The sequence below is a fragment of the Streptomyces sp. NPDC005761 genome, from assembly GCF_040630635.1.
In the GTDB taxonomy this organism is placed as follows: domain Bacteria; phylum Actinomycetota; class Actinomycetes; order Streptomycetales; family Streptomycetaceae; genus Streptomyces.
In genome coordinates, this window is the sequence record NZ_JBEXXX010000049.1 from 19,792 (window position 1) to 44,919 (window position 25,128).

Consider the following 25,128-nt stretch of genomic DNA (forward strand, 5'->3'; position numbering starts at 1 on the left):
CACTGGAGACAAGAAGACATGTCCGCCTCACTGCGCGTACCCACCGCCCCGCACGGGGCCGCCACCCGCACCTCCCCCCTCCCCTCCACCTCACCCGGCGCCGCGACCGCGCTGCTCGACGCCTACCGGCCCGGCACCGACCGGTTCCTCGCCTCGTCACGCCACACCCTCCTCGCCATCGGCACCTCCGCCGAGGTCCCGCACGACGCCAGGCCGTTGAGCCTCCGCGTACGCGAGGTGCTGGACGCCCGGCGACGAGCCGGGGACCCGGCACCGATCGTCGTGGGTGCGCTGCCCTTCACACCGGACGCCCCGCCCTCCCTGGCGGTTCCGCAGTCCGTACGCCGGGCCCCGGCCCTGTGCGAGGACCCGCTCATCGCGCTCCCCGGCCCGGCCGCCGAGCCCGGCACCTGGCAGACCCGCGAGGTCCCCGCCGCCGCCGACTACGCCGCCTCGGTGGCAGCGGCGGTGCGGCGGATGCGTGCCGGGGAGTTCGACAAGGTCGTCCTCGCCCGCACCCTGGAGCTGATCTCCTCGCACGACCTCGATCTCCCCGCCATGCTGCGCCGGCTCGCTCAGCACGACCCGAAGGGCTACACCTTCGCCCTCCCCAGCGGGCCGGGCCGCACCCTCATCGGCGCCAGTCCCGAACTCCTCGTCGCCCGCGCGGGAAACGTGCTCACGGCCAACCCGCTGGCCGGCTCCGCGCCGCGCAGCGACGATCTGGCTGAGGACGTGCGCCGCGCGGCCACTCTGCTGGAGTCCCCCAAGGACCTGCACGAACACGCGGTGGTCGTCGACGCGGTGCGGGAGGCCCTCGCCCCGTTCTGCGTGAGCCTCGACGTGCCCGAACGCCCCACGCTCGTACGGACGGCAGCCATGTGGCACCTGTCGACGACCGTCACCGGCACGCTCGCCGACCCCGGGACGTCCTCCCTCGACCTTGCCTCGGCACTGCATCCCACACCTGCGGTGTGCGGCACCCCGACCGATGTGGCCCGTGCCGTCATCGCGGAGTCGGAGCCCTTCGAGCGCGGCGCCTACACCGGTATGGTCGGCTGGCAGGACGCGGACGGGGACGGCGAATGGGTCGTGACGATCCGCTGTGCCGAGGCCGAGGGCCGCTCGCTGCGGCTGTTCGCCGGCGCCGGTGTGGTGGCCGCCTCCTCGCCCGAGGCGGAGACCGCGGAGACGGGTGCCAAGTTCCGCACCTTCCTCAGCGCCGTAGGGGCCGCGCTGTGAGCGCCGCCCCTCAGGACGACGCCCCCACCTGGCCCGCAGGGTTCGCCGCGCGCTACCGCGCGGCCGGGTACTGGCGCGGCGAGACGTTTTCGGGCGTGCTCCGGGCGCGCGCCGCGTCCCACGGCGAGCGGGTGGCGGTCATAGACCCCGCGGACGGGCGCCGTGCCTGGACGTACGGCGAACTGGACGCGCGGGCGGACCGGCTGGCGGCGGGGTTCGCAGCGCGGGGCATCGTCAAGGGCGACCGGGTCGTCGTCCAGCTGCCGAACGTCGCCGAGTTCATCGAGGTGGTCTTCGCCCTCTTCCGGATCGGTGCGCTGCCCGTCTTTGCCCTGCCCGCTCACCGGGAGACGGAGATCGGATACTTCTGTTCGTTCACCGAGGCCGTCGCCTACGTGATCCCCGAGCGGCACGCCGGCTTCGACCACCGCGAGCTGGCGACCGCGGTGCGGGCGCGGACCCCCGGTCTGAGGCACGTGTTCGTCGTCGGCGACGCCGGCGAGCACACCGCGCTGTCCGACGTGCCGTGCGAGGCGCCGGGTCCGCTCGGCGGGCCCGAACCGCACGACCTGGCCTTCCTCCAGTTGTCGGGCGGAACGACGGGAGTACCCAAACTCATCCCGCGCACGCACGACGACTACATGTACTCGTTGCGCGGATCCAACGAGATCTGCGGAGTCGACGAGGGCACCCGCTTCCTCGTGGTGCTGCCGGCCGCGCACAACTTCCCGATGAGTTCGCCGGGCTGGCTCGGTGCGCTGTACGCGGGTGGCACGGTCGTGCTGTGTCCGCGGCCCGACCCGGCGACGGCCTTCCCGCTCATCGAGCGGGAGCGGGTCACCATGACGGGAATGGTGCCCCCGCTCGCCCTGGTGTGGACCGAGGCCGCCGCGGACACCGAGCATGACCTGTCGAGCCTGGAGCTGGTCCTCGTCGGGGGCGCCAAGTACAGCGAGGCGGCAGCACGCCGCCTGGAGCCCGCTCTGGGGTGCCGGCTCATGCAGGTCTTCGGAATGGCCGAAGGCCTCGTCAACTACACCCGGCTGGACGACGACCAGGAGACCGTGGTCACCACGCAGGGCCGGCCGATCTCCCCGGACGACGAGATACGGATCGTGGACGACGCCGGACAGAGCGTCGCCGAGGGGGACTTCGGGCACCTGCTGACCCGTGGCCCGTACACGATCCGCGGATACTGGCGCGCACCCGAACACAACAGGACAGCCTTCACCGAGGACGGCTTCTACCGCACGGGTGACATCGTGCGTCGCACCGCGAACGGCAGTCTCGTCGTCGAGGGACGGGCCAAGGACCAGATCAACCGGGGTGGCGAGAAGGTCGCGCCGGAGGAGATCGAGAACATCATCCTCGCCCACCCCTCCGTGCACGACGTAGCGGTGGTCGGCGTCGCGGACGCTTTCCTGGGTGAGCGCACCCTCGCCTACGTGATCCTTCGCGAGGGTGCCGAGCCGCTGAAGCCGGTCGCAGTGAAGCGGCATGTACGCGAGCGCGGAGTCGCCGCGTACAAGGTTCCCGACCTGGTCCGGTTCGTCGACGCCTTTCCGCAGACCGGGATCGGCAAAGTCAGCAAGAAGGGGCTGCGCTCCGGCCCCGGCGCGGGTCACACACCCGCCGAACCGCACCGAGTCCGCTCCGCGCGGCACTGAAAGGCCCTCCCCATGGCACTTCCCGCCATCACCCCCTATCCCCTGCCCGGCCCGGACGAACTCCCCGCGAACCGGGTCGCGTGGACCGTGGACCCGGCGCGCGCCGTGCTCCTCGTCCACGACCTCCAGAACCACTTCCTCGGCGCGTACCGCCCCGGCGAGCAGCCGCTGACCGGCATGCTCGGCAACACGGCCCGCATCATCCGCGAATGCCGCGCGGCGGGCGTCCCGGTCGTCTACTCGGCGCAGCGCGGCGGCCAGAGCGCTGAGGAACGCGGGCTCCAGCTCGACTTCTGGGGACCCGGCGCGGCAGACGACGCCGAGGCCCTCGCCATGCCGGAGGCCGTCGCACCGGCAGCCGGTGACACGGTGCTCACCAAGTGGAAGTACAGCGCGTTCGTCCGCACCGAGCTCGAGTCCCTGATCCGGGAGCCGGGCCGCGACCAGTTGGTGATCACCGGTGTGTACGCACACATAGGTGTGCTCATGAGCGCCGCCGACGCGTGGATGCGGGACATCCAGGCGTTCGTCGTAGCCGATGCCGTGGCCGACTTCTCCCGCGAGGACCACGACATGGCCCTGCGCTGGGCCGCGGGCCGCTGCGCGGTCGTGACCACCACCGACGCCCTCCTGAAGGAGATCTGAGCACCATGGCCCTCACCCTGGAACAGATCCGCAACGACGTCGCCGAGTCCCTGGGCGAGGACCCTGCGGACGTCCCCCTCGACGAGAACCTCCTCGACCACGGACTCGACTCGGTCCGCATCATGGCGCTGCTCGGAGGGTGGCGCCGCGATCACGACGTGCGGGCCGACTTCGCCGATCTCGCCGAACAGCCGACCATCGACGCCTGGGCACCGCTGCTGGGGGTCTCATGACGGCCCTGCTGACCGACGGCACCGGGACGGCGACGGACGGGCCGGACACCGTACTGCCCTTGACGGCCGCCCAGTCGGGCATGTGGTACGCGCAGTCGCTCGACCCACTCAGTCCGGCGCAGAACACCGCCGAGTGCCTGGAGATCGACGGACCGCTCGACCCGGAGGTGTTCGCCGCCGCTCTGCGCCGGGTCACCGCTGAGGCGGACGCGCTGCGCGTCCGGATCGAGGACGGACCGCAGGGGCCGAGGCAGATCGTCGCCGGCTCGGTCGGACTGCCGCTCACCGTGCACGATCTGGCGGACGTGGCCGACGCGGAACGGCAGGCGCAGGCGTGGATGCGCGCCGACCTCGAAGAGCCGTGCGATCTCGCGGCCGGCCCGCTGTTCCGGCACGCGCTCTTCCGTGTCGGACCGGAGCGCTGGCTCTGGTACCAGCGGATCCATCACCTCGTCATGGACGGCTTCGGCTACGCGCTGCTCGTGCGGCGCACGGCCGAGGTGTACTCGGCACTCGTCCGGGGCCAGGATCCCGGGCCCCGGACGTTCGGGACGCTCGGCGACCTCGTCACGCAGGACGCCGGCTACCGGTCGTCGGAGGCGTTCGCGGCAGACCGCGCCCACTGGTCCGAGGCCTTCGCCGACCGGCCCGAGGCCCCCCGGCTCGCGGGGCGCGGCGCGCTGCCCTCGCGTGGCTTCCTGCGGCGCACCGCCCACCTCGGTCCGCAGGCCACGGACGGGGTACGGGAGCTTGCGACGCGGCTGCGCGCGACCTGGCCGGAGCTGCTGATCGCCGCGCAGGCCCTCTACACCGCCCGGGCGACCGCCCGCTCCGAGGTGGTGCTCGGGCTGCCGATGATGGGCCGGGTGGGATCCGTCGCCCTGCGGGTGCCCGGCATGGTGATGAACGTCCTGCCACTGCGGCTGACCGTCGCGCCCGGTGCGAGCTTCGCGGAACTGGTGCGCCAGGTCGTGCTGGGCGTCCGCGCCGTCCGCCGCCATCAGCGCTACCGCTACGAGGACATCCGCCGCGATCTGCGGCTGCTGGGCGAGAACCGGGGCCTGGTGGGTCCGCTCGTCAACGTGATGCCCTTCGACTACGACGTGGACTTCGCGGGTGCGCCGGCCCGGGCGCGCAACCTGTCCGCCGGTCCGGTCGACGACCTGACCGTCAACATCTACGACCGCGCGGACGGCCGGGGGCTGCGCATCGACCACGACGGCAATCCGGCCCTGTACGACGGGGACGCCCTCGCCGCCCATCAGGAGCGGTTCCTGCACCTCGTGGAACTGCTGACCTCAGCGGATCCCCACGCGCCGCTCGCCGGAGTCGGCATCGCGACGTCCGCCGAACACGAGCTGGTGGTGGAGCAGTTCAACCGTACGAGCCGCCGACTGCCGCCGACGACGCTGATCGGTCCGATCGAGGCACAGGCCGCCCGCACACCGGACGCCACCGCGCTGGTGTTCCGGGACGTCTCCCTCACGTACGCGGAGCTCAACACCCGCGCCAACCGCCTGGCCCGCCACCTGCGGACGCTCGGCGCCGGCCCCGGGGCCGTGGTGGCAGTTGCGGTGCCGCGCTCGGTGGAGCTGATCGTCTCGCTGCTCGCCGTACTGAAGGCGGGCGCCGCCTATCTGCCGCTCGACCCGGAGTACCCGGCGGAGCGGCTCACGTACATGCTGCGGGACGCGGCACCCGTCTGTGTGGTCACCGACCGTGCGGGCCGTCTCCCCGATGACGCGGCGACGGCCCAGGTCGTCCTGGACGGGCTCGACGTGTCCGGGTACCCGTGGTGCGATCCGTCGCGCCCGCTGACGCCCGCACATCCGGCGTACGTCATCTACACCTCGGGGTCCACCGGGCGTCCCAAGGGTGTCGTCGTGTCGCACGGCGCGATCGACAACCGGTTGCGCTGGATGCAGGACACCTACCGGCTGAGCGCGGACGACCGGGTGCTGCAGAAGACGCCCTCCTCGTTCGACGTGTCCGTGTGGGAGTTCTTCTGGCCGCTGCGCGAGGGTGCGGCGCTGGTCGTCGCCGAGCCGGGCGGCCACAGGGACCCCGCCCATCTGGCCCGGCTGATCGACGAACGGGCCGTCACCACCTGTCACTTCGTGCCGTCGATGCTCCAGGTCTTCCTCGCGGAGGCGGACCTCGGCACATGCTCCGGTCTGCGCCGGGTGTTCTGCAGCGGGGAGGCACTGCCCCGGGAGACCGCCCAAGCCTTCGGGCGCGCCCTCCCGCACGTCGGGCTGCACAATCTCTACGGGCCGACGGAAGCGGCCGTCGACGTCACGTTCCACGCGTGCGCGCCGCGCGGCACCGGCCCCGTGCCGATCGGGCAGCCCGTGTGGAACACCCGGCTGTACGTGCTCGACGCCGCGCTGCGGCCGTGCCCGCCGGGGGTGCCCGGCGAGCTGTACCTGGCCGGCCGTCAACTCGCCGATGGCTACCTGAACCGCCCGGGCCTGACCGCTGCCCGGTTCGTCGCCGACCCCTTCGCGGGGCCGGCGCAGCGGATGTACCGCACCGGGGACCTGGCACGGTGGACGGAGGAGGGCGACGTCGAATACCTGGGGCGCACCGACCACCAGGTCAAGTTGCGCGGGCAGCGCATCGAGCTCGGTGAGATCGAGGCCGCACTGGCGGCCCGGCCCCAGGTGGACGGGGCCTGCGCCGTGGTGCGCGAGGACCGGCCCGGCGAGCAGCGGCTCGTGGGTTACGTGACGGGAACCGCCGATCCCACCGCGGTGCGGGCCGCACTGGCCCGCGAGCTTCCGGAGCACATGGTGCCGTCGGCCGTGGTCGCGCTCGATGCCTTCCCGCTGAGCCCCAACGGAAAGCTGGACCGCCGCGCACTGCCCGCACCCGTCTTCGCCGGCAGAGGCGGTGACCGGCCGGCGAGCGCCCGCGAGGAGGCGCTGGCTTCGCTGTTCGCCGAGGTGCTGGGGGCTGCTGCCGTGGGGCCCGATGACGCGTTCTTCGATCTGGGCGGGACCTCGCTGCTCGCGGTCCGGCTCGTGGCACGGGTGCGGGAGGAGTTCGGCACCGAGCTGACGATCGGTTCGCTGTTCGAGGCGTCCACCCCGGCCGCGCTCGCCACCCGGATCGACGGTGCGGGGCCACCGGCCGGGGACGCCCTGGATGTCGTTCTGCGGCTGCGCGGCGGCACTGCGCGGGCCCCGCTGTTCGCCATCCATCCGGCGGGCGGCATCGCCTGGTGCTACGCCGGGCTGGCCGCCCGGCTGGGCCGCGAGCAGCCGGTGTACGGCATCCAGGCACGCGGCCTGGTCCACGACGAACCGCTGCCGCGGACACTGGAGGACGAGGCGGCCGACTACGTCCAGCGCATCCGGGAGGTGCAGGGGCGGGGTCCGTACCGTTTGCTGGGCTGGTCGGTGGGCGGGGTACTCGCGCACACGGTGGCGGTGCTGCTCCAGGAGTGCGGGGAGGAAGTCGAACTCCTGGCACTGCTGGACGCGTTCCCCGCCGAGCAGTGGCGGGAGCGGCCGGCACCCGAGGAGGGCGACGCCCTCACCGCCGTGCTGCGCATGGCGGGATTCGAGCGCACCGGCGAACTGACCCGAGAGGACGTGCTGGCCACGCTGCGGCGGGCGGGCAGTCCACTCGCCGGGCTCGCGGACGGGACGCTGTCGAAGATCGTCGACATCGTGCCCAACCACGCCCGCATGATGCGTGAGCACGTCCACCGGGGCTTCACGGGCGACCTGCTGTTCTTCACCGCGGCCGCGCCGCGCGCGGAGGACTGGCTCACCCGGGAGGCGTGGCGCAAGCATGTGTCGGGTGAGGTCGTGAACCACGATCTGGACGCCACACACCCGCAGTTGATGCAGGGCCGCTTCCTCGACACCATCGGGGAGGTACTGGCGGCCCGGCTGAAGGAGCTGGACGCCTGACCGGCTCCTTCGGCGGGACCCGTCTCCTCCTGACGCCGGTCAGGGGGAGACGGGTCCCGGGGGCAGCAGGTCCACCAGGCCGTCCACGAGTTCCGTACGCCAGCAGAGGTAGTCGTGGCCGCCGTTGAACTCCCGGTAGGAGGCGTCCTCGTAGCCGGCGCCCGTCAGGGTGTCGCGCAGTCGGCGCGCGGCAGGCAGGGCCACCCACTCCTGCTCACCGAAGGAGAGCCAGAATCGGACGGGCAGGCGCGGGGACTCGGCGATCCTCGCAGTGAGCCACTCGGAGTCCGGCCCGTCCGGCCACCAGAACGAGCCGGACTGCGCGAGTACGTTGCCGAACCGGCCCGGGGCCATGAGCGCGGCATAGGCGGCGGTGAGCCCGCCCAGGCTCTGGCCCGCGAGGACGGTGCGCGCGGGGTCGTCCGTGACGGGGAGACGCACCGCCGCCCAGGGAAGCAGTTCCTCGTCCAGGAACGCGACGAAGTCCCGGCTGCAGGCGAGGTCCGACCAGCGGGTGGCCACATCGACGGATTCCGGAAGCAGGGCCACCAGTGGGGGGATCCGCCCGTCGGCGATGAGGTTGTCCAGGAGGTGGGCGAGGCCGAGGTGCGGCTGCCAGTGCTCTCCGTCCAGAAGGACGAGGACGGGCAGGGCCGTTGCCCCATGGGCGCCGGCCGGCCGGTACGTCCACACACGCCGGTTCCCGCCGAGGTGCGCGGAAGGCACCTCGTGGGCCGAGACCTCGCCCCTGACGACGCCCGGTCGTGGCAGCCAGTCGCGGGCGCTCGGGGCGGCCGGGAGTTCCGCGTAGGAAACCGGGTCGCCGGCCCACCGACGCGGCAGCGAGCGGTGGTTCAGCGGATCGTGCCGGCGTCGGGTGCGCAACAGGCGCCAGTAGTCGGCCGCCTCCGGACCCGGGCCGTCGCCCTCGTCCACGTAGAAGTCGTAGGTGCCCCGCCAGTCGTTCCGCAGTCTCAGCGTCCAGTGCCACACATCCGTCCCGGGGACGTGGTCCATCAGGTTGCCCTCGGGGTCCCGTGGGTCACCGAGCTTGTTGGGCAGCACCTGGACGGCCCGGGTGCCGGGAGCTCCGCGCCAGAGGAACGTCACGGCCGCGTGGTCGCCGCTGCCCAGCGGGTCCGGCCCGACGAGCGGCGTGCCGGACCCGGCCACCCGGGCCCAGAAGTCTTCGGCGTCGTCCGGGCCCGGGAGGGCGCAGACGGGTTCCACGAGTCGGGTCAGCGGATCCGGCCGTGCCGTCCTGGGCGGTCGCTGCGGGGCGTCCTGGGGCGGCACAGACATGATCATGAAACGTGGCTCCGAATGACGAGGCGTGCAACTTAGGGTCACCTTACCTTTCGGGGCGCACGAGGTCCGCCGCGGTTACCCGGCGCCGCACCTCCACCTGCACCCCTCGAAATCCCCCCACTTACTTAGGTTAGGCTGCCCTAAGCATTTCACGATTACTTCACTCAACGCGGGCTCCCTCTGGCCTCGTTGACCCACAAATCCCCTCGCGCCTCGATGCCCGCCTGCCAGGAGCAACCCACGATGAACCCCGACAGACCCTCCCGCATCCCCGCCCCACGCGCCGGATTCGGCCGCGTGGCCGCACTGGCCGCCGGTGCCACACTCGGCCTGGGCGCCCTCGCCGCGCCCCTGGCCACCGCGAGCAGCGAAGGAGTGCCCGCCGGGAGTCCGCCCGCACTCGTCGCCGACGCCATCGCCCCCACGGTCGCGCTGGGCGCGACCACCGTGCGGCCCGGCGGCGACGTGCCGTTCTCGGCCTCCGGCTTCCCCGCGGGAGCCACGCTCAGCGTCAAGTTCGACGACAGGACACTGTTGAAGCAGTTTCCGGTCGGCGACGACGGCACCGTCGACGGAACGGTGACCGTACCGTCCGACGCGGCGGCGGGCGGCGAACACTGGCTGCGGTTCCTGGCGCCGCAGACCAGCGTCAGGAGCGAGAACCTGACAGTGACCGGTGGCGCGCCGTCACCGACGCCCACGCCCACGCCTACGCCCACGCCGACGTCCAAGCCGTCACCGACGCCCACCCCGACCGCGACCTCGACCTCGACGACAAAGCCCACCCCGACGGCTACGGCCGCCCAGCCCGCCGTCCGGCTGCACAGTTCCGGGGCCACGGCGGGAGGCAAGGTCTCCTTCACCCTTTCAGGGTTCACCAAGGGCCAGGACGTCACGGTCAAACTCGACGACGGCGAGATCATCGGCCGGTGGACGTCAGCGGTGAACGCCGCGGGTACGTTCACCGGCACCGTCACCCTGCCGAAATCGACGTCATCCGGGTCCCATTGGCTGCGATTCCTCGCCCCGAACCCCTCCACGAGCCTGCGCGCCGACCTCTCGGTGACGGCCGTCGGCACAGGTGGCACCGGCGGTTCCGCAACAGGCGGCGGGTCCGGCGGGGGCGGGACCGGAACGGCCGGGGGCTCCGGCGGCGGATCCGGCACAACGGGCGGCTCCGGCAGCAGCACGGGCGCGTCCGCCTCGATCACCGCGGGCTCCCGGGTCGCCGGCGGCGGCAAGGTCTCCTTCCGGGTGACCGGCTTCCCACCCGGTCAACAGCTCACCGTCAAGCTCGACGACTCCGAGATCATCGGGCAGTGGCCGAACGGCATCTCCGCCGAAGGGAGCCTCTCCGGCACCGTGACGATCCCGGAGTCCGCGACGAAGGGCGCGCACTGGCTGCGCTTCCTCGCACCGAGTCCGTCGACAAGCCTCAGGGCGGACTTCACCGTCACCACGGGCGCGAGCGCCGACGGCGTCACCGCCACGGACCCTTCCGGCGACGCGGCCACCCCGGCGCCGGCCGCTTCCGGCGCACCCGCGGCCGCATCCGACTCCCGCGGCGCCAAGGCCGAGATCACCGCCAGTCAGGTCCAGGCGGGCGGCAAGCTCCACTTCGTGGTGACGAAGTTCCCGGCCGGCAGGACGGTCACCGTCAAGCTCGACGACGACGGGATCCTGGGCCAGTGGAAGGCGGACGCGAAGGGCTCGTACGAGGGTGAGGTGACCGTCCCGGACGACACCCCGGCAGGAGCCCACTGGCTGCGCTTCCTCGCGCCGGATCCCGCCACGACACTCAAGGTCGACTTTCAGGTGACCGGAGCGGACGGCGCCGCGGGCAGCGCCCCGGGGGCGGCCACCGCCGCGCCGGACACCGCCTCCCTCGCCACCACGGCCTCGTCCGTGGAGAGTTCCGTCTCGTACGCGACCATCGCCTGGTCGGCAGCGGCGGCCGCGGTGGGCGGAGCCGCCGGCGCCGCGGGCACCACCCTGTTCGTGGTCCGTAGGCGGCGACCGGTCGCCGAACAGGGCTGACACGGTACGAAAACCCCTCACAGCCAACCGAGTTGTTAGCCAGATCACACATCTGACAGAGCATTACTTAGGTAAGCCTAAGCTAAGTTCAGAAGTGAAGATCCCCATGAAACACCTCCAGGGAGTTGACCTCAGCATGACCTCACCCACCCGCAGCCTGCGTCGCACCGGCACCTGCGCGGCCGTCGCCGTCGCACTCGCCGCAGGCAGCACCGCGGCGCTGACGGGCGCCGCGTCCGCTCACCCCCGGCCTGCCGCATCGGCCACCACCGCCGCACCGATCACGAACGGGCTCTACCAGTCGTCCTACTCGGAGCGGAACCACGTCCTGTGGACCACCTCCGCGGTGGGCCGGCCGCCGGTGACGAACTCCGCCCTGACGAAGGTGGACCCGCGGACGCTCAAGGTGAAGGCGACCTACACGCCGCCCGTCACCGACGCGGCGACCGGCGCCGTCGAGGCGGTCTACGGTGTGGCGGTCGACGACGAGCACAACACCGTCTGGACGACCAACACCCGCAACAACTCGGTCGCCGTCTACAGCCAGCGCACCGGCGAGCACCTCGCCACGCTCCCGAACGTGGCCCATGCACGGGAGATCGTCGTCGACGAGCGCCACGACACGGTGTGGGCGAGCGCGTTCGGTGACGGCACGCTCGTCGCCTTCGACAGCCGTACTCTCAAGGAGAAGAAGCGGGTCACTGTCACGGGCTCCGGCCCCACCGGCCTGGCCGTCGACGAGCGCTCCGGCGCCGTGTACGCCGCCGACCTCACCAACGACCAGATCATCCAGGTCACCCCGCGCTCCACCGCCCCGCGGCTCATCCCGGCCGGTGACGGTCCGATCTCCGTCTCCCTGTCCAAGGACGGCCGCACCGCCTACACCGCCAACCAGACCGGCGGGGACGTCTCGGTCGTCGACCTGCGCAAGGGCCTCGTCACCAAGTCCGTCGTCACCGGCCAGGGCCCGCTGTCCGTCGCGACGGACGACCGTTCGGGCAACGTCCTGGTGGTCAACCGCACGGACGCCGCTGTCACTGTCGTCAGCCCGCGCAAGGGCTCCGTGGTGGAGACCCTGGCCACCGGCGCCAACCCCAACCACATCGAGATCGCCGACGGCATCGCGTACGTCGTCGACAAGTCCGGTGCGGGCACGGACGGCAAGGACCAGCTGCACCGCATCCGCCTTGCCCGCTGACACCTCGTCACCTCCGAAGGGGTCCGGCACTGCGCATGACGCGGGTTGCCCGGACCCCTTCGGCGCTGTCGGTACGCGCCCCGGGCCTCAGCCTGCCAGCAGCGCCTCCACTGCCAGCGCGGTGTCCGGGTGCCGCCCGAGCAGGGCCGCGCCCGACCGGCCCGGTTCGGCGTCCTCCCATGTTCCTTCGCTCCCCAGCAGGACCGCCACCGCGTCGAAGGTCTCGGGATACGCGGCCGGCAGCATGCAACCGCCGCCCGACGGCAGGTGGTCCGCCCCCGGCACTCCCGGCTGCGCCCGCCACGGCGGTATCCAGGTGTCGAGCGCGGCGAGGCCGCCTGGGAAGGTGCGTCCGGCCTCGCGGATGAGCAGCGGGGCCAGGTCGGCGCCGCCCGCCCGCAAGGTGGTGACCAGGGTCGGCAGCCAAGGCAGGAGCACCGGGTCGGGCAGCCGTCCGAACGCCTGCGACACCGCCTCCACGACGAAGTCCGTGAGACCCGGAACGGGTTCCAGGGCGTGGACCAGGCCGCTGAGGTAGCGCGGGTATGCGGGCACCACCAGGGGATTCCCCAGCAGTTCGTCGCACCTCGACCGCAACTGAGCGCGCGTGAGGTCTCCGAGCTGCACCTGCGCGGCCCACAGCAGCGCCGTCCTGGACGGCTCCTGCGGATGCGACTGGGCCAGCGCCAGCTGGAGCTGGGCGCGGTCGCAGCCGAGCGACAGGGCCAGGCTCTCCATGCCGAACAGGAAGCCGAGCATCGCCGCCACTTGGCGGACGGTGGCGTCGTCGTCGGTGAACGACATCGGCAGCAGCGTGCAGTAGTGGGCGTACCCGGCCTTGACGAAGGACTCGATCCAGGGCGGCAGGACGGGCTCACTGGTGCGGTAGTACGCCAGCAGCCGCCGCACCCGGCGCAGTACCTCCGGCGCCCCGTCGACGCTGCGTTCGGCCGCCAGCACCTCCAGCGCACGCGTGCCGAGCTCGTCGGCCAGGCGGCTGCCGCGCAGGTACAGCGTCGCGTCCTCGACCGCTCCCAGCACACTCGCAGCGGTCGCCTGCGGCGCGTACGCCGTGCGGCGCAGCCGCTGCTCCAGGACCTGCTCGATGCTGACACCCTCGTAGCCCAGCTCGATGAGAGCCCGCTGGTGGGTGCCCAGTGCCAGGTCCCACGACTCCTGGACCGACCGCTCCCCCAGGCTCCGCTCGCCCATGATCGGCCGGGCTGCGCCCGGTGGCATCAGCCGGCGCAGCATCCACAGGACGTCGGAGCACCGCTCCAGTTCCGGCCGGGAGGAGATGTCGAGGAGCGCTCGTTGCACACCGCGCTGCTCCAGCCGCAGATCCAGAGCCGTGAGCCGGTCGTGCACGTCCCGGGCCAGCGGCGGGAGGGACTCGTAGCCGACCTGGCCGACCCGGTCGCCGCCCATCATGATCTCCACCAGGCGACGCACGTCGCGCCGGCCGGGCACGGAGTCCTTCTCGATGCAGGTGACGGCCGCGTCCTGGAAGTCGTACGGCGTGGGCCTCGCCCGGTCGCGCAGACCGGCCAGCAGGATCGACGTCTCGAACACCGCGATGGCGTCGGCGGTGGAGGCGAGATAGCCGTTGCGGCGGGCCGCGCGCACGATCTCCACGGACCAGCCGAGAAGTTCGGCCTCGTCGAGCCGGTCCAGGAGAGGCGGCCGCCGAAGGAATCCGGACAGCTTGTCGGAGGGTTCGGCCGACGGCGCGGTCACCGGCGCGGCCACGGCCTTCCTGGCCCTCGGCTTCTTCGCCCCCGTCTGCCCGGCCAGCCGGAACGGCTCCACGCGTGTGCGCCGGACGTTCTTCGCCCAGAGCGCCGCGGCGATCGACACCGAACCAGCGGCCAGGCCGAACTGAGCCTCGATCGCCGCATGACTGGAGGGGATCAGCCCGTGCTGCCACTTCGTGGCAGTGCGCGGGGTGATCTCGAAGGTGTCGCTGCCGTGGACGCCGAACTCGGCGACACGGCTGGCCGCGTGGAAGGCGCCGCAGACGTAGAGGCCGTCGGCGGGGTCGGTCCCGGTCGCGGCCAGGTGTTCACGCATCCGTGTCCACATATGGCGTTCGCGGTCCTCGTCCACGCGTACCCGGCGCGGGTCGCCCGGTGCGAGGTGGCGGAAGAGACTGCCGATCAGGAGCATGACCTGGCGGTAGGTGTCGTGGTCGCCCTCGCCGAGGGGCAGCTCCACATACTGGTGCCACCACTCCGACCAGTGCCGCACCTTGCCGTGCCGCAGCAGGTGCTCCTCCAGTTCGGCGAAGCGGGGCCGCAGGTCTCCGATCCCGACACCGACCGCGTCGCCGTGCAGGGCGGCCTCCTCGGCGGGCGGTGCGTCGGAGCCGGATGACGCCGCTTCGTCGTCGGGGTGTGCCGTACCTCGTGGGTCCCACTGGTAGACGTGGTCCGAGGAGCGGTCGACGAGGACCAGTTCCACGCCCGGTGTGTCGAGTGCGTAGGCGATCGCCTGGTACTCGGCCGAGGCCTCGGTGATCGGGGCGACCACCGACAGCGGGGCCCAGCCGGCCGGGAAGCCGTCGGTCTCGGTCGCGAACGCCTGGACGGCCACAGGCAGCTTGCAGTTGCGCAGCTCGGCGAGCAGCGGCGCCATGTCCTCGCACAGCTCCAGGTAGACCACCTTCGGCCGCTTCTCCCGCAGGCGGCGCGCCATCGCGAGCGCCGAGGCGGGCGAGTGGTGACAGACGGGGAAGATCTCCAGGGGTTCACGCACGGCTCGGTCTACGTCGTCGACGATGCCGAGGAGGATGCTCTCGAGGGCGTCGGGCCCGTCGGCGAAGGCTGCGGCGGCCTCCTGCAACTGCGTGCGCAGCTCTGCGAAGCTCCGTTCGTGCGCGGCGGTCATGACAGGGTGGCGATCGTCTCGCGGCCGCCCTCCAGGAACTCGGGCCAGGCACCGCCCTCTTCCTTGCTGCGGGGCTCGACGACGCCGTGCAGGTACTTGTTGAGGATGGCCAGGTCCTCGGGATCGCGCCGGGCCAGCGAACCCACGAGCGAGGAGGCCAGGCTCCGGGCGGTCAGGTCGCGTTCGCCGAAGAAGTTGCCGTGCAGGATCGCGTCCTCCAGCACGCCGATCTGTTCGGCGGTGGACAGGGCGGACTCCAGCTTCTCGTCGTCGCTGCCGGCCGCGGACGCCGAGGCGCGCAGGTCGGCGAAGCTCTGCAACAGCACGTCGAGGAGTGTCGGAGGCACGTCCAGCTCGATGCTGTGCCGGCGCAGCAGTTCCTCCGTGCGAAAGCGGACGATCTCCGCCTCGTTCTTCTTGTTCGTCACCACGGGGATGCGGACGAAGTTGAAGCGGCGCTTGAGCGCGGAGGACAGGTCATTGACGCCCCGGTCACGGCTGTTGGCCGTGGCGATGACGGAGAAGCCGGGCTTGGCGAAGACGATGTTGTCGCTGTCCAGCTCGGGTACGGAGATGTACTTCTCGGACAGGATGGAGATCAGCGCGTCCTGGACGTCACTGGTGGAGCGGGTCAGCTCCTCGAAGCGGCCGATCGCGCCGGTCTCCATCGCCGTCATGATCGGTGACGGGATCATGGACTCCCGGGACTGTCCCTTGGCGATGACCATGGAGACGTTCCAGGAGTACTTGATGTGGTCCTCGGTCGTGCCCGCCGTGCCCTGCACCACCAGCGTGGAGTTGCGGCAGATCGCGGCCGACAGCAGCTCGGCCAGCCAGCTCTTGCCGGTACCGGGGTCCCCGATGAGCAAGAGGCCGCGGTCGGAGGCCAGGGTGACGATGGACCGCTCGACGAAACTGCGATCGCCGTACCACTTCTGAGTGATCTCCCGGTCGAGGCCGTCGGAACGCTCCGAGCCCAGGATGAACAGGCGGACCATCTTCGGGGAGAGCCGCCAGGAGAAGGGCTTGGGATTGTCGTCGACGGATTCGAGCCAGGCCAGTTCCTCGGCGTACTTGAGCTCGGCGGGAGCGCGCAACAGGTCGGACATGAGAGGCCCTTTCTAGGCGAGGAACGTCTTGAGCTCGTGGACGAGCTTGCTGATGTGGCCGGAGAGCACCGGCGTGCCGAGGGCCTTGAAGCGTTCACGGAACCAGGGGTTGACCTCCTGGCGGCCGGAGCTGGTGACCGAGCCGACGGGGATGAACTTCACTCCGGAGCGGTGGACGGCCTCGATGCCCTCGAAGAGCGGCTGGGAGCGGCCGAACTCGTAGAAGTCCGAGATCCACACCATCACCGTGTCCTGCGGATCGGTGATCTTCGGACGGGCCATCGCCATCGCGACCGGACCGTCGTTGCCCCCGCCGAGCTTGGTGCGCAGCAGGGTCTCGAAGGGGTCGTGCACCCAGGGGGTGAGATCGAGTGCCTGGGTGTCGTACGCGATCAGATGGACGTCCACTTTCGGAAGTCCGGCGAACACCGACGCCAGGATGGTGCAGTTCACCATGGAGTCGACCATCGAGCCCGACTGGTCCACGACGACGATGAGCCGCTGGGGGGTCGTCCTTCGCGCGGTGTGCCGGTAGTAGAGACGGTCGACGTACAACCGCTCCTCCTCCGGGCTCCAGTTGGTGAGGTTCTTCCAGATCGTGCGGTCGAGGTCGAGGTTGCGGAACACCCGCTTGGGCGGGACGGAGCGGTCCACGGTGCCCACCGTGGACTTGGCCACCTGGGTGCGCAGCACTTCGGCCACCTCGTCGACGAAGCGGCGGATCAGGGCCTTGGCGTTGGCCAGGGCGAGTCCGGAGAGGTTGTTCTTGTCCCGCAGCAGTTGCTCGATGAGCGACATGCTGGGGGTGAGCTGCGCCGCGAGGGCGGGGTCGGCCAGCACCTCGCGCAGGTGCATCCGCCGGACGAGATCGGCTTCGAGGGCGCCGAGCTCCGGCCCGATCGCCGGAATCAGCCGGGCGAGGCCGGGAGGGGCACCGGCCCCTGAGCCGCCTCCCCCGGTGCGGGCTCCCCGCAGTTCGCCGGGCGCGCAGCCGAGGGCGCGCTCCAGCCATCCCGCGTCGGACTGCCAGCGCGCCAGCTGTCCGGCGGTGACCGTCCCGGGGCCGGAGGCGAAGACGTTGAGGAGCACCTTCGAGACCAGCGCCGCCCTTCGCACCTCTGCGGCCCGGTCCCGTACGCCTTCGTCGTCGGGCCCGGGGGTCATCAGGCCGTCGAACTCGCCGGCCAGCTCCGGGTGGCGCTGCACTACCGAGTCGACGGAGGCCTGCGGGTCCAGCAGAGCGGGCGGCAGCCGGAGGTCCTCGACGACGGCGAGGCTCGCCGACTCCAGCGCGGGCTGCTCCTCGGGGTCGAAGAGCCGGGCGAGGAGGCGCCAGTACAGCACCTGGCGGCGGTTCTCGTGCGGGTCGGCCTCGGGGGTGCGCACAGAGGTGGCCGGGTCGGGTACGGACGGCTCCGGCAGGTCCGTCATGTGCTCCGTCATTTCCGCAGCAGCCTTCCCGCGCGCTCCCTCAGTACGGCCACGGCGTCGGTGGCGGCCTTCTCGGCCCTGACGCCGGCCTTGTCACTCGTGCCGCCTGCCCAGCCGCCCGCGTGCAGCGCGACGGCCTTCCTCCGTACGGTCGTCTCGACGGCCAGGGGCTGGAGGCGGTAGCTGCCCGCGTCCCAGCGGAGCAGCGCGATGCACGCACCGGACGCGGTGACGGCTTCGGGCGTGAGCGGTCCGGCGGCCGGGATGCGGTCGGTGTCGACCGGCAGCGGATGGCCGGCCACGGTGAAGGTGGGCGCGTTTTCGCCCTGGTGCACGGTGTATCCCTCCAGGAACACGGGCACGGCGATGCGTGCCGGGTGGCGGTCCAGTGGCGCCGTGACCGCGTCGGTGGCGGCGGGCAGGGCGACCCTGGCCGTGACGAACGCGTCGGCGCTTCCACCCGGACGCGCGTGTGCGTCGCTCCAGATCAGGTCGCCCTCACGGGTGACCGGCATGGCGGTCAGGTCCATCGAGCGGCCTTCGCCGACGGCCGCCAGGAGGGACATGTGCGGGCGGAGCAGCTGCCAGAGGCCGGCTCCGACCACCGTGTCGGGCTTCGGCACCGCTATTGCGGCCCGCACCAGGCGGGGTGCCGTGCCGTCGGCGGGCTCGAACACCGCGTGCACCTGCGCCTGCACGGCGGTGGCATGTTCGTGCAGGTCGACGCCGAGGGGCAGGAGCCGGCCGGTGACCGTGTCCGTCGCGGGCGTGCCGGCGGCGCCGGGCAGCGTCAGCAGCACCGCCCGTGTCCAGAGGTCGGCCCAGCGGCGCGCCGGGATCCGTTCCATGGCGGCGCCCGGGCAGGACGCGGCGAGTTCGGCCGCGAAACCGTCGAGCAGGGTCGCCAGGCGGCGCAGTGCGGGGTCCGGGAGCATCGCGGACACGACGGGCGTCGCACCCGCGACGACGTCGTGGTCCATTCCCCGCCAACCCGCGCGCGCCAGGTCGGAGAGCCAGGAGCGGGCGGCCGTGAGCAGGTTCGCCGCGGGCCGGTTCTCGGGTGCAGATGCCTCGGCCACGCCGCGCGGCCTTCCGGTCGCTTCCGCAACGCGGCTCATCAGCGCGTCGTGGACGGAGCCGAGCAGCGCGGTGCGGGCGGCGGCAAGGGCGACGAAGTCGTCCTCACCCGCGGATCCGTCGGCGGCCCTGCCGGCCGCCTCGGACACCCTCGCGGCCAGCGGCGTGCCCGCGACGGCGTGGGCGAACTCGGCCAGGCCCGCGGCCCGGTCGGGCCGGGGACGAAGGAGTCCGTCGACGAGTGCCTGGTCGAAGGCGTCGACGGCCAGCAGCGCCTCGTCCAGGCCGGGGATGGCTTCGAGGAGCAGATCGCTGCGCATCAGGCCACCGTCCTGGTCGGCGGGAACCATTGCATCTCGGGCAACGTGGCCGTGCTCGGCTCGAGTTCCAGATACGCCAGGTGGCGCAGGAACCGGCTGAAGACGGGGGCGGCGTCCTTCGTGTCCGCCTGCGAGGGGCGGCCGGCTCTCATGGCGGCTTCGATCGAGGGCGCGCTCGGCTCCCCGTCTGCGGTCTCCGCCTTCAGGTAGCGGGCGACACGCTCGGCGCCGTACTGCAGCACCGCCTCGTTGATCAGGGCCCCGATGTGCTTGCAGAAGGAACCCCGAGCGCCGCCGCACGGCCTGTTGTTGTTGGTGCTGCAGGCGAACGCGTACGAGCCTGCCGCGACCGACGAGACGTACACCCGCCCGATGTCCGAACCGCTCGACACCACACCCTGCAGGCGCCCGCCGGCCAGCTCGACGAACGGGACCTTGGCCAGTTTGCGTGGCCGCGCGGGTGCTGTCACCCGTGCCGTGCTCGACCTCTCCCAGTCCGACAAAGCACCATCTCCTATGCACCGAGGGGGCGTCCGCGCCACAACGGCGGAACACCACTGAACCTACGTGCGACCACTGACAACGCCGGTCGTCCACGTACTCGGTGCGGGGTGCACGGGCCACCGCAGCGGCATCCGGCCGCCCCTTCCGTGCGGTGCGGCATGCCGAGCGGCGGATGCGCCGCTTCCGTCCCGCCCGTGGCCACGGGCGCGGGGCCGTCACATTCCGGCGCCCAGGGGCAGCAGGTCCGGGCGCTTGGCGGTGCGTCCGTCTCCGGAGGACCGGCCGCGCAGGCGGCGACCGAGCCAGGGGCCGAGGAATGCGGCCGCCCAGCGCAGTTCGGCTCCGGCGGACTGCCAGCCGGTGGGGAGCACTTGGAGTGGCAGCGGATGCGTCCAGGTGTCGTCGCTCCGGGGCAGCCCGATGGCGTGGGCGACGGCTGCGGCGATCCGCGCGTGGCCGAGCGGGCTGGCGTGGAGCCGGTCGATGCTCCACAGGCGAGGGTCGGTGGCGACGGGGTGATGGGCGATCTCGGCCACCGCGACCCCGTGGCGGGCCGCTGCGGCGCGTATGAGCACGTTGAGCTCCGATACCCGGGCCCTGACAGGCCGGGCGAGGGGCGCGATCTTCCCCACATCCGGGATGGTCAGGGTGGCCACCTGAGCCCCTGCGGCAGTGAGCGCCGCGAACATCTCCTCCAGCTGCCCGGCCACCTCCGTGACGTCGACGCGCGGCCGCAGCAGATCGTTGACCCCGGCGACGACGGTGGCCAGGTCGGGGCGCAGAGCCAGCGCCGGCCCCAGTTGCTCGGCGCGGACCTGACCGGCGACCCGTCCCCGCACGGCCAGATTGGCGTACTGAAGACCGGGGTTCACGGCGGTGAGGTGCTCGGCGAGCCGGTCGGCCCAGCCTCGCAGACCGACGGTGTCGTCCCCGTCGCCGACCCCTTCGGTCTGGCTGTCACCCAGCGCGACGTAGCGCAGGTATTCACCGCTCTGCATGAGAGGCCTGCCTCTCCCGCAGCACTGCCGCGATCCGCAGGCACCAGTCCCGGTGGCCCTGTTCGAAGGCCACGCCACGCAGGCACGTCAGGTACGGCCCGATCCGTTCACCGTGGCGGAGGAACTCCTCCTCGTCCGCGTCTGCGCGCATCTGCCGCAACAGGTCGTTCAGCAGTGCGATCTTCGCCTCCGCTGCGGCCACCCGCTCATCGAGCTGTTCGATGACCTGTGCGGTGCCGATACGGTCGGCGGACTGCACCTTGACGAGCAGGTCGTCGCGGATGAACGACGGTTTGGAGGGGGTCGCGGCGAACTTCTCCAGTTCGTCGCGGCCGGCGTCGGTGACCTGGAAGACGCGTTTGTTGGGCCGGGTCTCCTGAACGACCTGACGGCCCTCGATCAGCCCTTCCTTCTCCAGCCTGGCCAGCTCGGTGTACAGCTGCTGGGGCAGGGCGTGCCAGAAGTTCGCGACGCCGACGTCGAACGCCTTCGCCAGTTGATAGCCGCTGTACTCGCCGTCCAGCAGCGCCGCAAGCACGGCATGTCGCAAGGCCATCGAGGCAGCCCCTTCCTCTCCTCACCGGTCCGTCCGGTGGCATGGTCCACGATGCATCGTACTCAAGGATATGACTACTCAACTCTTTGAGTACATAGTGCCATGGCCCGGCCGCTCGATGAGCGGCCGGGCCATGGCAGCGCGAGGACACAGGGTGGAGGAGGCTACTGCGCCGCAGGTGTCACTTCGTGGCTTCCGTACGGGCGCGTGATGATTTCCATGCCGTGCCCGGCGGGGTCCAGGAAGTACAGCCCGCGGCCACCGTGATGGTGATTGATCTCGCCCGGCTTCTCGAGGCGCGGATCGGCGTAGTAGGTGATTCCGGCTTCCCGGATGCGCTCCAGCGCGACGTCGAACTCGGTGTCGCCGACAAGGAAGGCGTAGTGCTGCGGGGTGATCGATGCGGCCGGAACGGTGGCGAAGTCCAGCGTCACGCCGTTGGTGAGCGGGACCGGGATGAAGGGGCCCCACTCCGCGCCTGTTTCGAGATCCAGAAGATGAGCCAGGAACTCGGCGGATTCCCGGTTGGACCGGGCGTGGATGATCGTGTGATTCAGCTCGACAGACAAGGTGGAATGCCTCCGAAGGCACCTCCCGGACGCCTCCATGCCTCACCCAGCCGGTGACCGGCACGCGATGTCCGCCCCGCGATCATACGAGCGCCGTCGCCCGGGTGTCGAGCAACGCCCTTCCGACGGCGGCACTTCGACCGACGTGCGGGCCCGTTCCCACCCGGCGGCCGTCGCCGTGCGCAGCACGTCGGCCTCACGGCCTCGAGCGGCACCACCCACTCGGGCGTGAGGTGCCTGCAGAGCACGGGCCGCACCGACGGGCCGGGAAGCCGCGCGTGCTTCCCGGCGGGCGCAGCAGGGACGCGACGCACCCCCGCGCGTACGTGGCACGGCTTTCGGACATGCTCGGGGCGTGGCCGCGCCGGCCGGCCGGGCCCGCACCCGCTCCGGTTCGCACCGCGGCCCGGCCCATGCGACCGCTGGTACAAGAAATCCCCGGTCCGCAATTGCGGACCGGGGATTTTCCCGAGTATATTGAGTGTTTCTGTGCGTTCACAGAAAAGGCCCCACACGGGGGGCCACTAAGAAACACCATATCCGCCAGGGAGCAATGTTGTCAACTCGGGAAAGCGCCGAATTGCAGAAGGAGCAGGAATTCATCGACCGGCTCTACGACCGTGTCGACACACTGCGCGGAGTCGCGGCTCAGCACGTCGAGGAGGCGCTGACGCCGGTCGGGACCGGGCTTCAGGCCCGTCTCGAGCGCGATGTCCTCGTCTCCGAACGCTCGGGGCTGCTGGCCGCCCTGAACGCGGTGGACGGCTCTCTGTGTTTCGGCCGGGTCGATCTCTCCGACGGGGCCGCGCACCATATCGGCCGCATCGGAATCCGCGAGGACGACACCGCGCACACCCCCTTGCTGATCGACTGGCGGGCCCCGGTCGCCCGCCCGTTCTATCTCGCCACCGGTCACACACCCATGGGGTTGCGCCGGCGCAGGCACATCACCACCGAGGGGCGCACCGTCACCGAGCTGCACGACGAGATCCTCGACGTCGGGGACCGGCAGCGCACCGGGTTCGAGGACCCGAGCGGCGACACCGTGCTGCTCGCCGCCGTGAACTCCGCGCGCACCGGGCGCATGGGCGACATCGTGCAGACCATCCAGGCGGAGCAGGACCGCATCATCCGTGCCCCGCACCGAGGCGTACTCGTCGTCGAGGGCGGCCCCGGCACCGGCAAGACGGCGGTGGCGCTGCACCGCGCTGCGTTCCTGCTGTACGAGCACCGTGAGCTGCTCGCCAAGCGTGCCGTCCTGATCGTGGGCCCCAACCCGGCCTTCCTGAGCTACATCGCCGAGGTGCTGCCCGCACTCGGCGAGACCGGAGTACTGCTCGCCACCCAGGCCGAGCTCTTCCCCGGTGTGCACGCCGACGGCACGGACACCCCCCGTGCCGCCACCGTCAAGGGCGGTGAGCCGATGGCTGAGGCACTCGCCATGGCCGTGCGTGACCGGCAGGTGCTGCCCGAGCCCGGTGCGGCCCTGGTCATCGCGCACGACGACGGGGACCTGATCCTGGACTGGGAGATCGCCTACGAGGCCCGGCAGGCGGCCCGCGACACCCTGCTGCCCCACAACCTCGCCCGCCCGCACTTCGCGTTCCGGATCATCGACGCCCTCACCGAGCAGCTCACGGAGCGCATCGGGGCCGACCCGTACGGCGGGCCCAACTTCCTGGGCCCCGACGACATCGCCCAGCTCGGCAAGGCGGTCGCCGTCAGCCCTGCGGTGCACAGCGCCATCGACGAACTGTGGCCACCGCTCACCCCTGAGGGGTTCCTCGCCGACTACCTGGCCGACCCCGTCCACCTGCCCTCCGATGCGGCCGAGGCGATCCGGCGCGCGCCCGGCCGTGCGCGGTGGACCCCTGCCGACGTTCCGCTGCTCGACGAGGCGGCGGAGATTCTCGGGGTGGACGACAGCGCCGCGCGGGCGGCCGAGGAAGCCGAGCGCCAGGAGCGGATCGCCTACGCACAGGGCGTGCTGGAACTGTCGCAGGGGTCGGAGTCCTTCGAGTTCGAGGACGAGGAGTCCGAGGTGCTGGCCGCCCACGACATCATCGATGCGGAGCGGATGGCGGAGCGGCAGGAGGAAGCAGATCACCGCAGTGCGGCCGAGCGCGCCGCCGCCGACCGCACCTGGGCGTTCGGGCACATCATCGTCGACGAGGCGCAGGAGCTGTCGCCGATGGCGTGGAGGCTGCTGATGCGCCGCTCGCCGACCCGCTCGATGACGCTGGTCGGCGACCCCGCGCAGACCTCGGAGGAGGCCGGCGTCGGCTCGTGGGAGAAGATCCTGGGACCCTACGTCGGTGACCGCTTCGAACACGTCGTGCTGAAGGTCAACTACCGTACGCCCGCCGAGATCATGGAGCTGGCGGCCAGGGTGCTGCGCGCCCATGACCCTTCGTTCGAGCCGCCCGCCTCGGTGCGGTCGACGGGTGAGGCGCCGTGGCTGCGGAAGTCCGGTGACGACCTGGCGGGTGCGGTGGCCCGGGCTGTCCTGGAGCTGACGCCCGGAGAGGGGCGCCTCGCGGTGATCGCTCCGCGGGCGCTCCACGAGGAGATCAGTGCTCCCCTGGCCGGAGTCACGGCCGGCGCCGAGCCGGACCTCACCCACCCGGTGGTGCTGCTCGACCCGCGGCAGGCGAAGGGGCTGGAGTTCGACCATGTGCTGGTCGTGGAGCCCGCCCTGTTCGGGACCAGTGATCTGTACGTGGCGCTCACCCGGGCCACGCAGCGTCTCGGCATCATCCACCGGGCGGAGCTCCCGGAGGCGTTGCGCTGAGCCCGTCCGCCGCACGGGCGGGCAGCCCTGGACCTGGTTCCGGGTCCCAGCCCTACGCCTGGCTCCGGGGCTCACGCCGGAGCTGCGCCGTGAGGTGGTGCCGCAGCCGGTGACCGACTGCCGCGAGGTCGTGCACGAAGTCGAGTGTGTCATCGTCCGCCAGCGTGTACCGACGGCGGCTGGCCTCGACGTCCTTGGCCGTGGGGGTGACCGCGACCTGGTGGGTGGTGAGGTCGAGCGCGCCGCCGTCCGCCCGGCCGGTAAGGATCTCCGCGATGCCGGTGGGCTGGGTGATCAGCGCCTCCACCCGGCCGTCCGGCTGCATCCGCCACCAGCCGCTCTCCCGCGCTGCCGGCCGCAGCGGTCCGCCGTCGGCGTCCAGCAGCCAGGCGCGCGCCTCGTAGTGGAGGAACGGCCTCCCGTCATGGCTGAAGGTGACCTCCTGCGCGTACACGAACTCTTCGGAGAGCGTCGGATATCCGCCACGGCCCCGGCCGGCCCAGTTGCCCAGGAATCCGAGCAGCGGCTCCAGCAGCGGGTGCGGCGCGGGCGCTCGGTCCGGCCGGAGGGCGTCCGGGTACGGGTGTGTGCGGGCAGGGTCGGACATGAGGCGCTCTCCTGGATCGGGGCCGGTACC

At 71.8% G+C, this 25,128-nt stretch carries 18 protein-coding genes; 8 read left to right on the forward strand and 10 right to left on the reverse strand.

Annotated features, from left to right (window positions below):
* Positions 1-18: 18 nt before the first annotated feature.
* From ABZ434_RS31150 to ABZ434_RS31170, 5 genes are read left to right on the forward strand one after another with little or no spacing between them, the layout of a single operon-like run.
* Positions 19-1,242 (forward strand): isochorismate synthase, encoded by a 1,224-nt coding sequence (locus ABZ434_RS31150; protein WP_359143634.1) that lies wholly within the window; start codon positions 19-21, stop codon positions 1,240-1,242.
* Positions 1,239-2,909, forward strand: coding sequence for a (2,3-dihydroxybenzoyl)adenylate synthase (locus ABZ434_RS31155; RefSeq protein ID WP_359143637.1), 1,671 nt, complete (start codon positions 1,239-1,241; stop codon positions 2,907-2,909). Before ABZ434_RS31150 ends, ABZ434_RS31155 begins: the two co-directional genes overlap by 4 nt.
* A 12-nt stretch (positions 2,910-2,921) precedes the next feature.
* The gene (locus ABZ434_RS31160) at positions 2,922-3,554 is read left to right on the forward strand and encodes an isochorismatase family protein (protein ID WP_359143640.1); all 633 of its coding nucleotides are present in this window, start codon (positions 2,922-2,924) and stop codon (positions 3,552-3,554) included.
* 5 nt (positions 3,555-3,559) lie between these two features.
* Complete coding sequence (locus ABZ434_RS31165; protein WP_359143643.1) at positions 3,560-3,787, forward strand: phosphopantetheine-binding protein; 228 nt, start codon at positions 3,560-3,562, stop codon at positions 3,785-3,787.
* Positions 3,784-7,707, forward strand: a complete 3,924-nt coding sequence (locus ABZ434_RS31170) for an amino acid adenylation domain-containing protein (RefSeq protein ID WP_359143646.1) — start codon at positions 3,784-3,786, stop codon at positions 7,705-7,707. The genes ABZ434_RS31165 and ABZ434_RS31170 overlap by 4 nt, the downstream gene beginning before the upstream one ends.
* 39 nt (positions 7,708-7,746) lie before the next feature.
* Here ABZ434_RS31170 and fes read toward each other — a convergent pair whose 3' ends face one another.
* Positions 7,747-9,015 carry an enterochelin esterase gene (fes, locus tag ABZ434_RS31175; protein ID WP_359143649.1) on the reverse strand — a complete coding sequence of 423 codons (1,269 nt, stop codon included), beginning with the start codon at positions 9,013-9,015 and terminating at the stop codon, positions 7,747-7,749.
* A 243-nt stretch (positions 9,016-9,258) separates the two neighbouring features.
* Between fes and ABZ434_RS31180 the strand changes: the two genes are divergently transcribed.
* Entirely contained in the window at positions 9,259-11,052 is a 1,794-nt protein-coding gene (locus ABZ434_RS31180; RefSeq protein WP_359143652.1) for a hypothetical protein, read from the forward strand.
* Positions 11,053-11,188: 136 nt separating this feature from the next.
* Entirely contained in the window at positions 11,189-12,250 is a 1,062-nt protein-coding gene (locus ABZ434_RS31185) for a YncE family protein (RefSeq protein WP_359143655.1), read from the forward strand.
* 87 nt (positions 12,251-12,337) lie between these two features.
* On the opposite strand, the gene ABZ434_RS31190 is transcribed toward ABZ434_RS31185, so the two are convergent.
* From ABZ434_RS31190 to ABZ434_RS31225, 8 genes are all read right to left on the reverse strand, one after another.
* Entirely contained in the window at positions 12,338-15,136 is a 2,799-nt protein-coding gene (locus ABZ434_RS31190) for a hypothetical protein (protein ID WP_359143658.1), read from the reverse strand.
* Positions 15,133-16,245: an AAA family ATPase gene (locus tag ABZ434_RS31195; protein WP_359143661.1), complete on the reverse strand. Its 1,113-nt coding sequence runs from the start codon at positions 16,243-16,245 to the stop codon at positions 15,133-15,135. The genes ABZ434_RS31190 and ABZ434_RS31195 overlap by 4 nt, the downstream gene beginning before the upstream one ends.
* Positions 16,246-16,257: 12 nt before the next feature.
* On the reverse strand, positions 16,258-17,688 hold the full coding sequence (locus tag ABZ434_RS31200) for a VWA domain-containing protein (RefSeq protein ID WP_359143664.1): 1,431 nt from the start codon (positions 17,686-17,688) through the stop codon (positions 16,258-16,260).
* Positions 17,685-19,103, reverse strand: coding sequence for a hypothetical protein (locus tag ABZ434_RS31205; RefSeq protein ID WP_359143667.1), 1,419 nt, complete (start codon positions 19,101-19,103; stop codon positions 17,685-17,687). The genes ABZ434_RS31200 and ABZ434_RS31205 overlap by 4 nt, the downstream gene beginning before the upstream one ends.
* Positions 19,073-19,576, reverse strand: a complete 504-nt coding sequence (locus ABZ434_RS31210) for a hypothetical protein (protein ID WP_359143670.1) — start codon at positions 19,574-19,576, stop codon at positions 19,073-19,075. Before ABZ434_RS31210 ends, ABZ434_RS31205 begins: the two co-directional genes overlap by 31 nt.
* Positions 19,577-19,792: 216 nt before the next feature.
* Positions 19,793-20,575, reverse strand: a complete 783-nt coding sequence (locus tag ABZ434_RS31215; protein WP_359143673.1) for an SGNH/GDSL hydrolase family protein — start codon at positions 20,573-20,575, stop codon at positions 19,793-19,795.
* Entirely contained in the window at positions 20,562-21,131 is a 570-nt protein-coding gene (locus ABZ434_RS31220) for a PadR family transcriptional regulator (RefSeq protein WP_359143676.1), read from the reverse strand. Before ABZ434_RS31220 ends, ABZ434_RS31215 begins: the two co-directional genes overlap by 14 nt.
* Positions 21,132-21,295: 164 nt before the next feature.
* Complete coding sequence (locus ABZ434_RS31225) at positions 21,296-21,700, reverse strand: VOC family protein (protein WP_359143679.1); 405 nt, start codon at positions 21,698-21,700, stop codon at positions 21,296-21,298.
* Between the two features lie 580 nt (positions 21,701-22,280).
* On the opposite strand from ABZ434_RS31225, the gene ABZ434_RS31230 reads away from it, so the two are divergent.
* A complete protein-coding gene (locus ABZ434_RS31230) occupies positions 22,281-24,491 on the forward strand; it encodes an AAA family ATPase (protein WP_359143727.1) in 2,211 nt (736 codons plus the stop codon).
* A 52-nt stretch (positions 24,492-24,543) separates the two neighbouring features.
* Here ABZ434_RS31230 and ABZ434_RS31235 read toward each other — a convergent pair whose 3' ends face one another.
* Positions 24,544-25,098, reverse strand: a complete 555-nt coding sequence (locus ABZ434_RS31235) for an FABP family protein (protein WP_359143682.1) — start codon at positions 25,096-25,098, stop codon at positions 24,544-24,546.
* Positions 25,099-25,128: the final 30 nt, after the last annotated feature.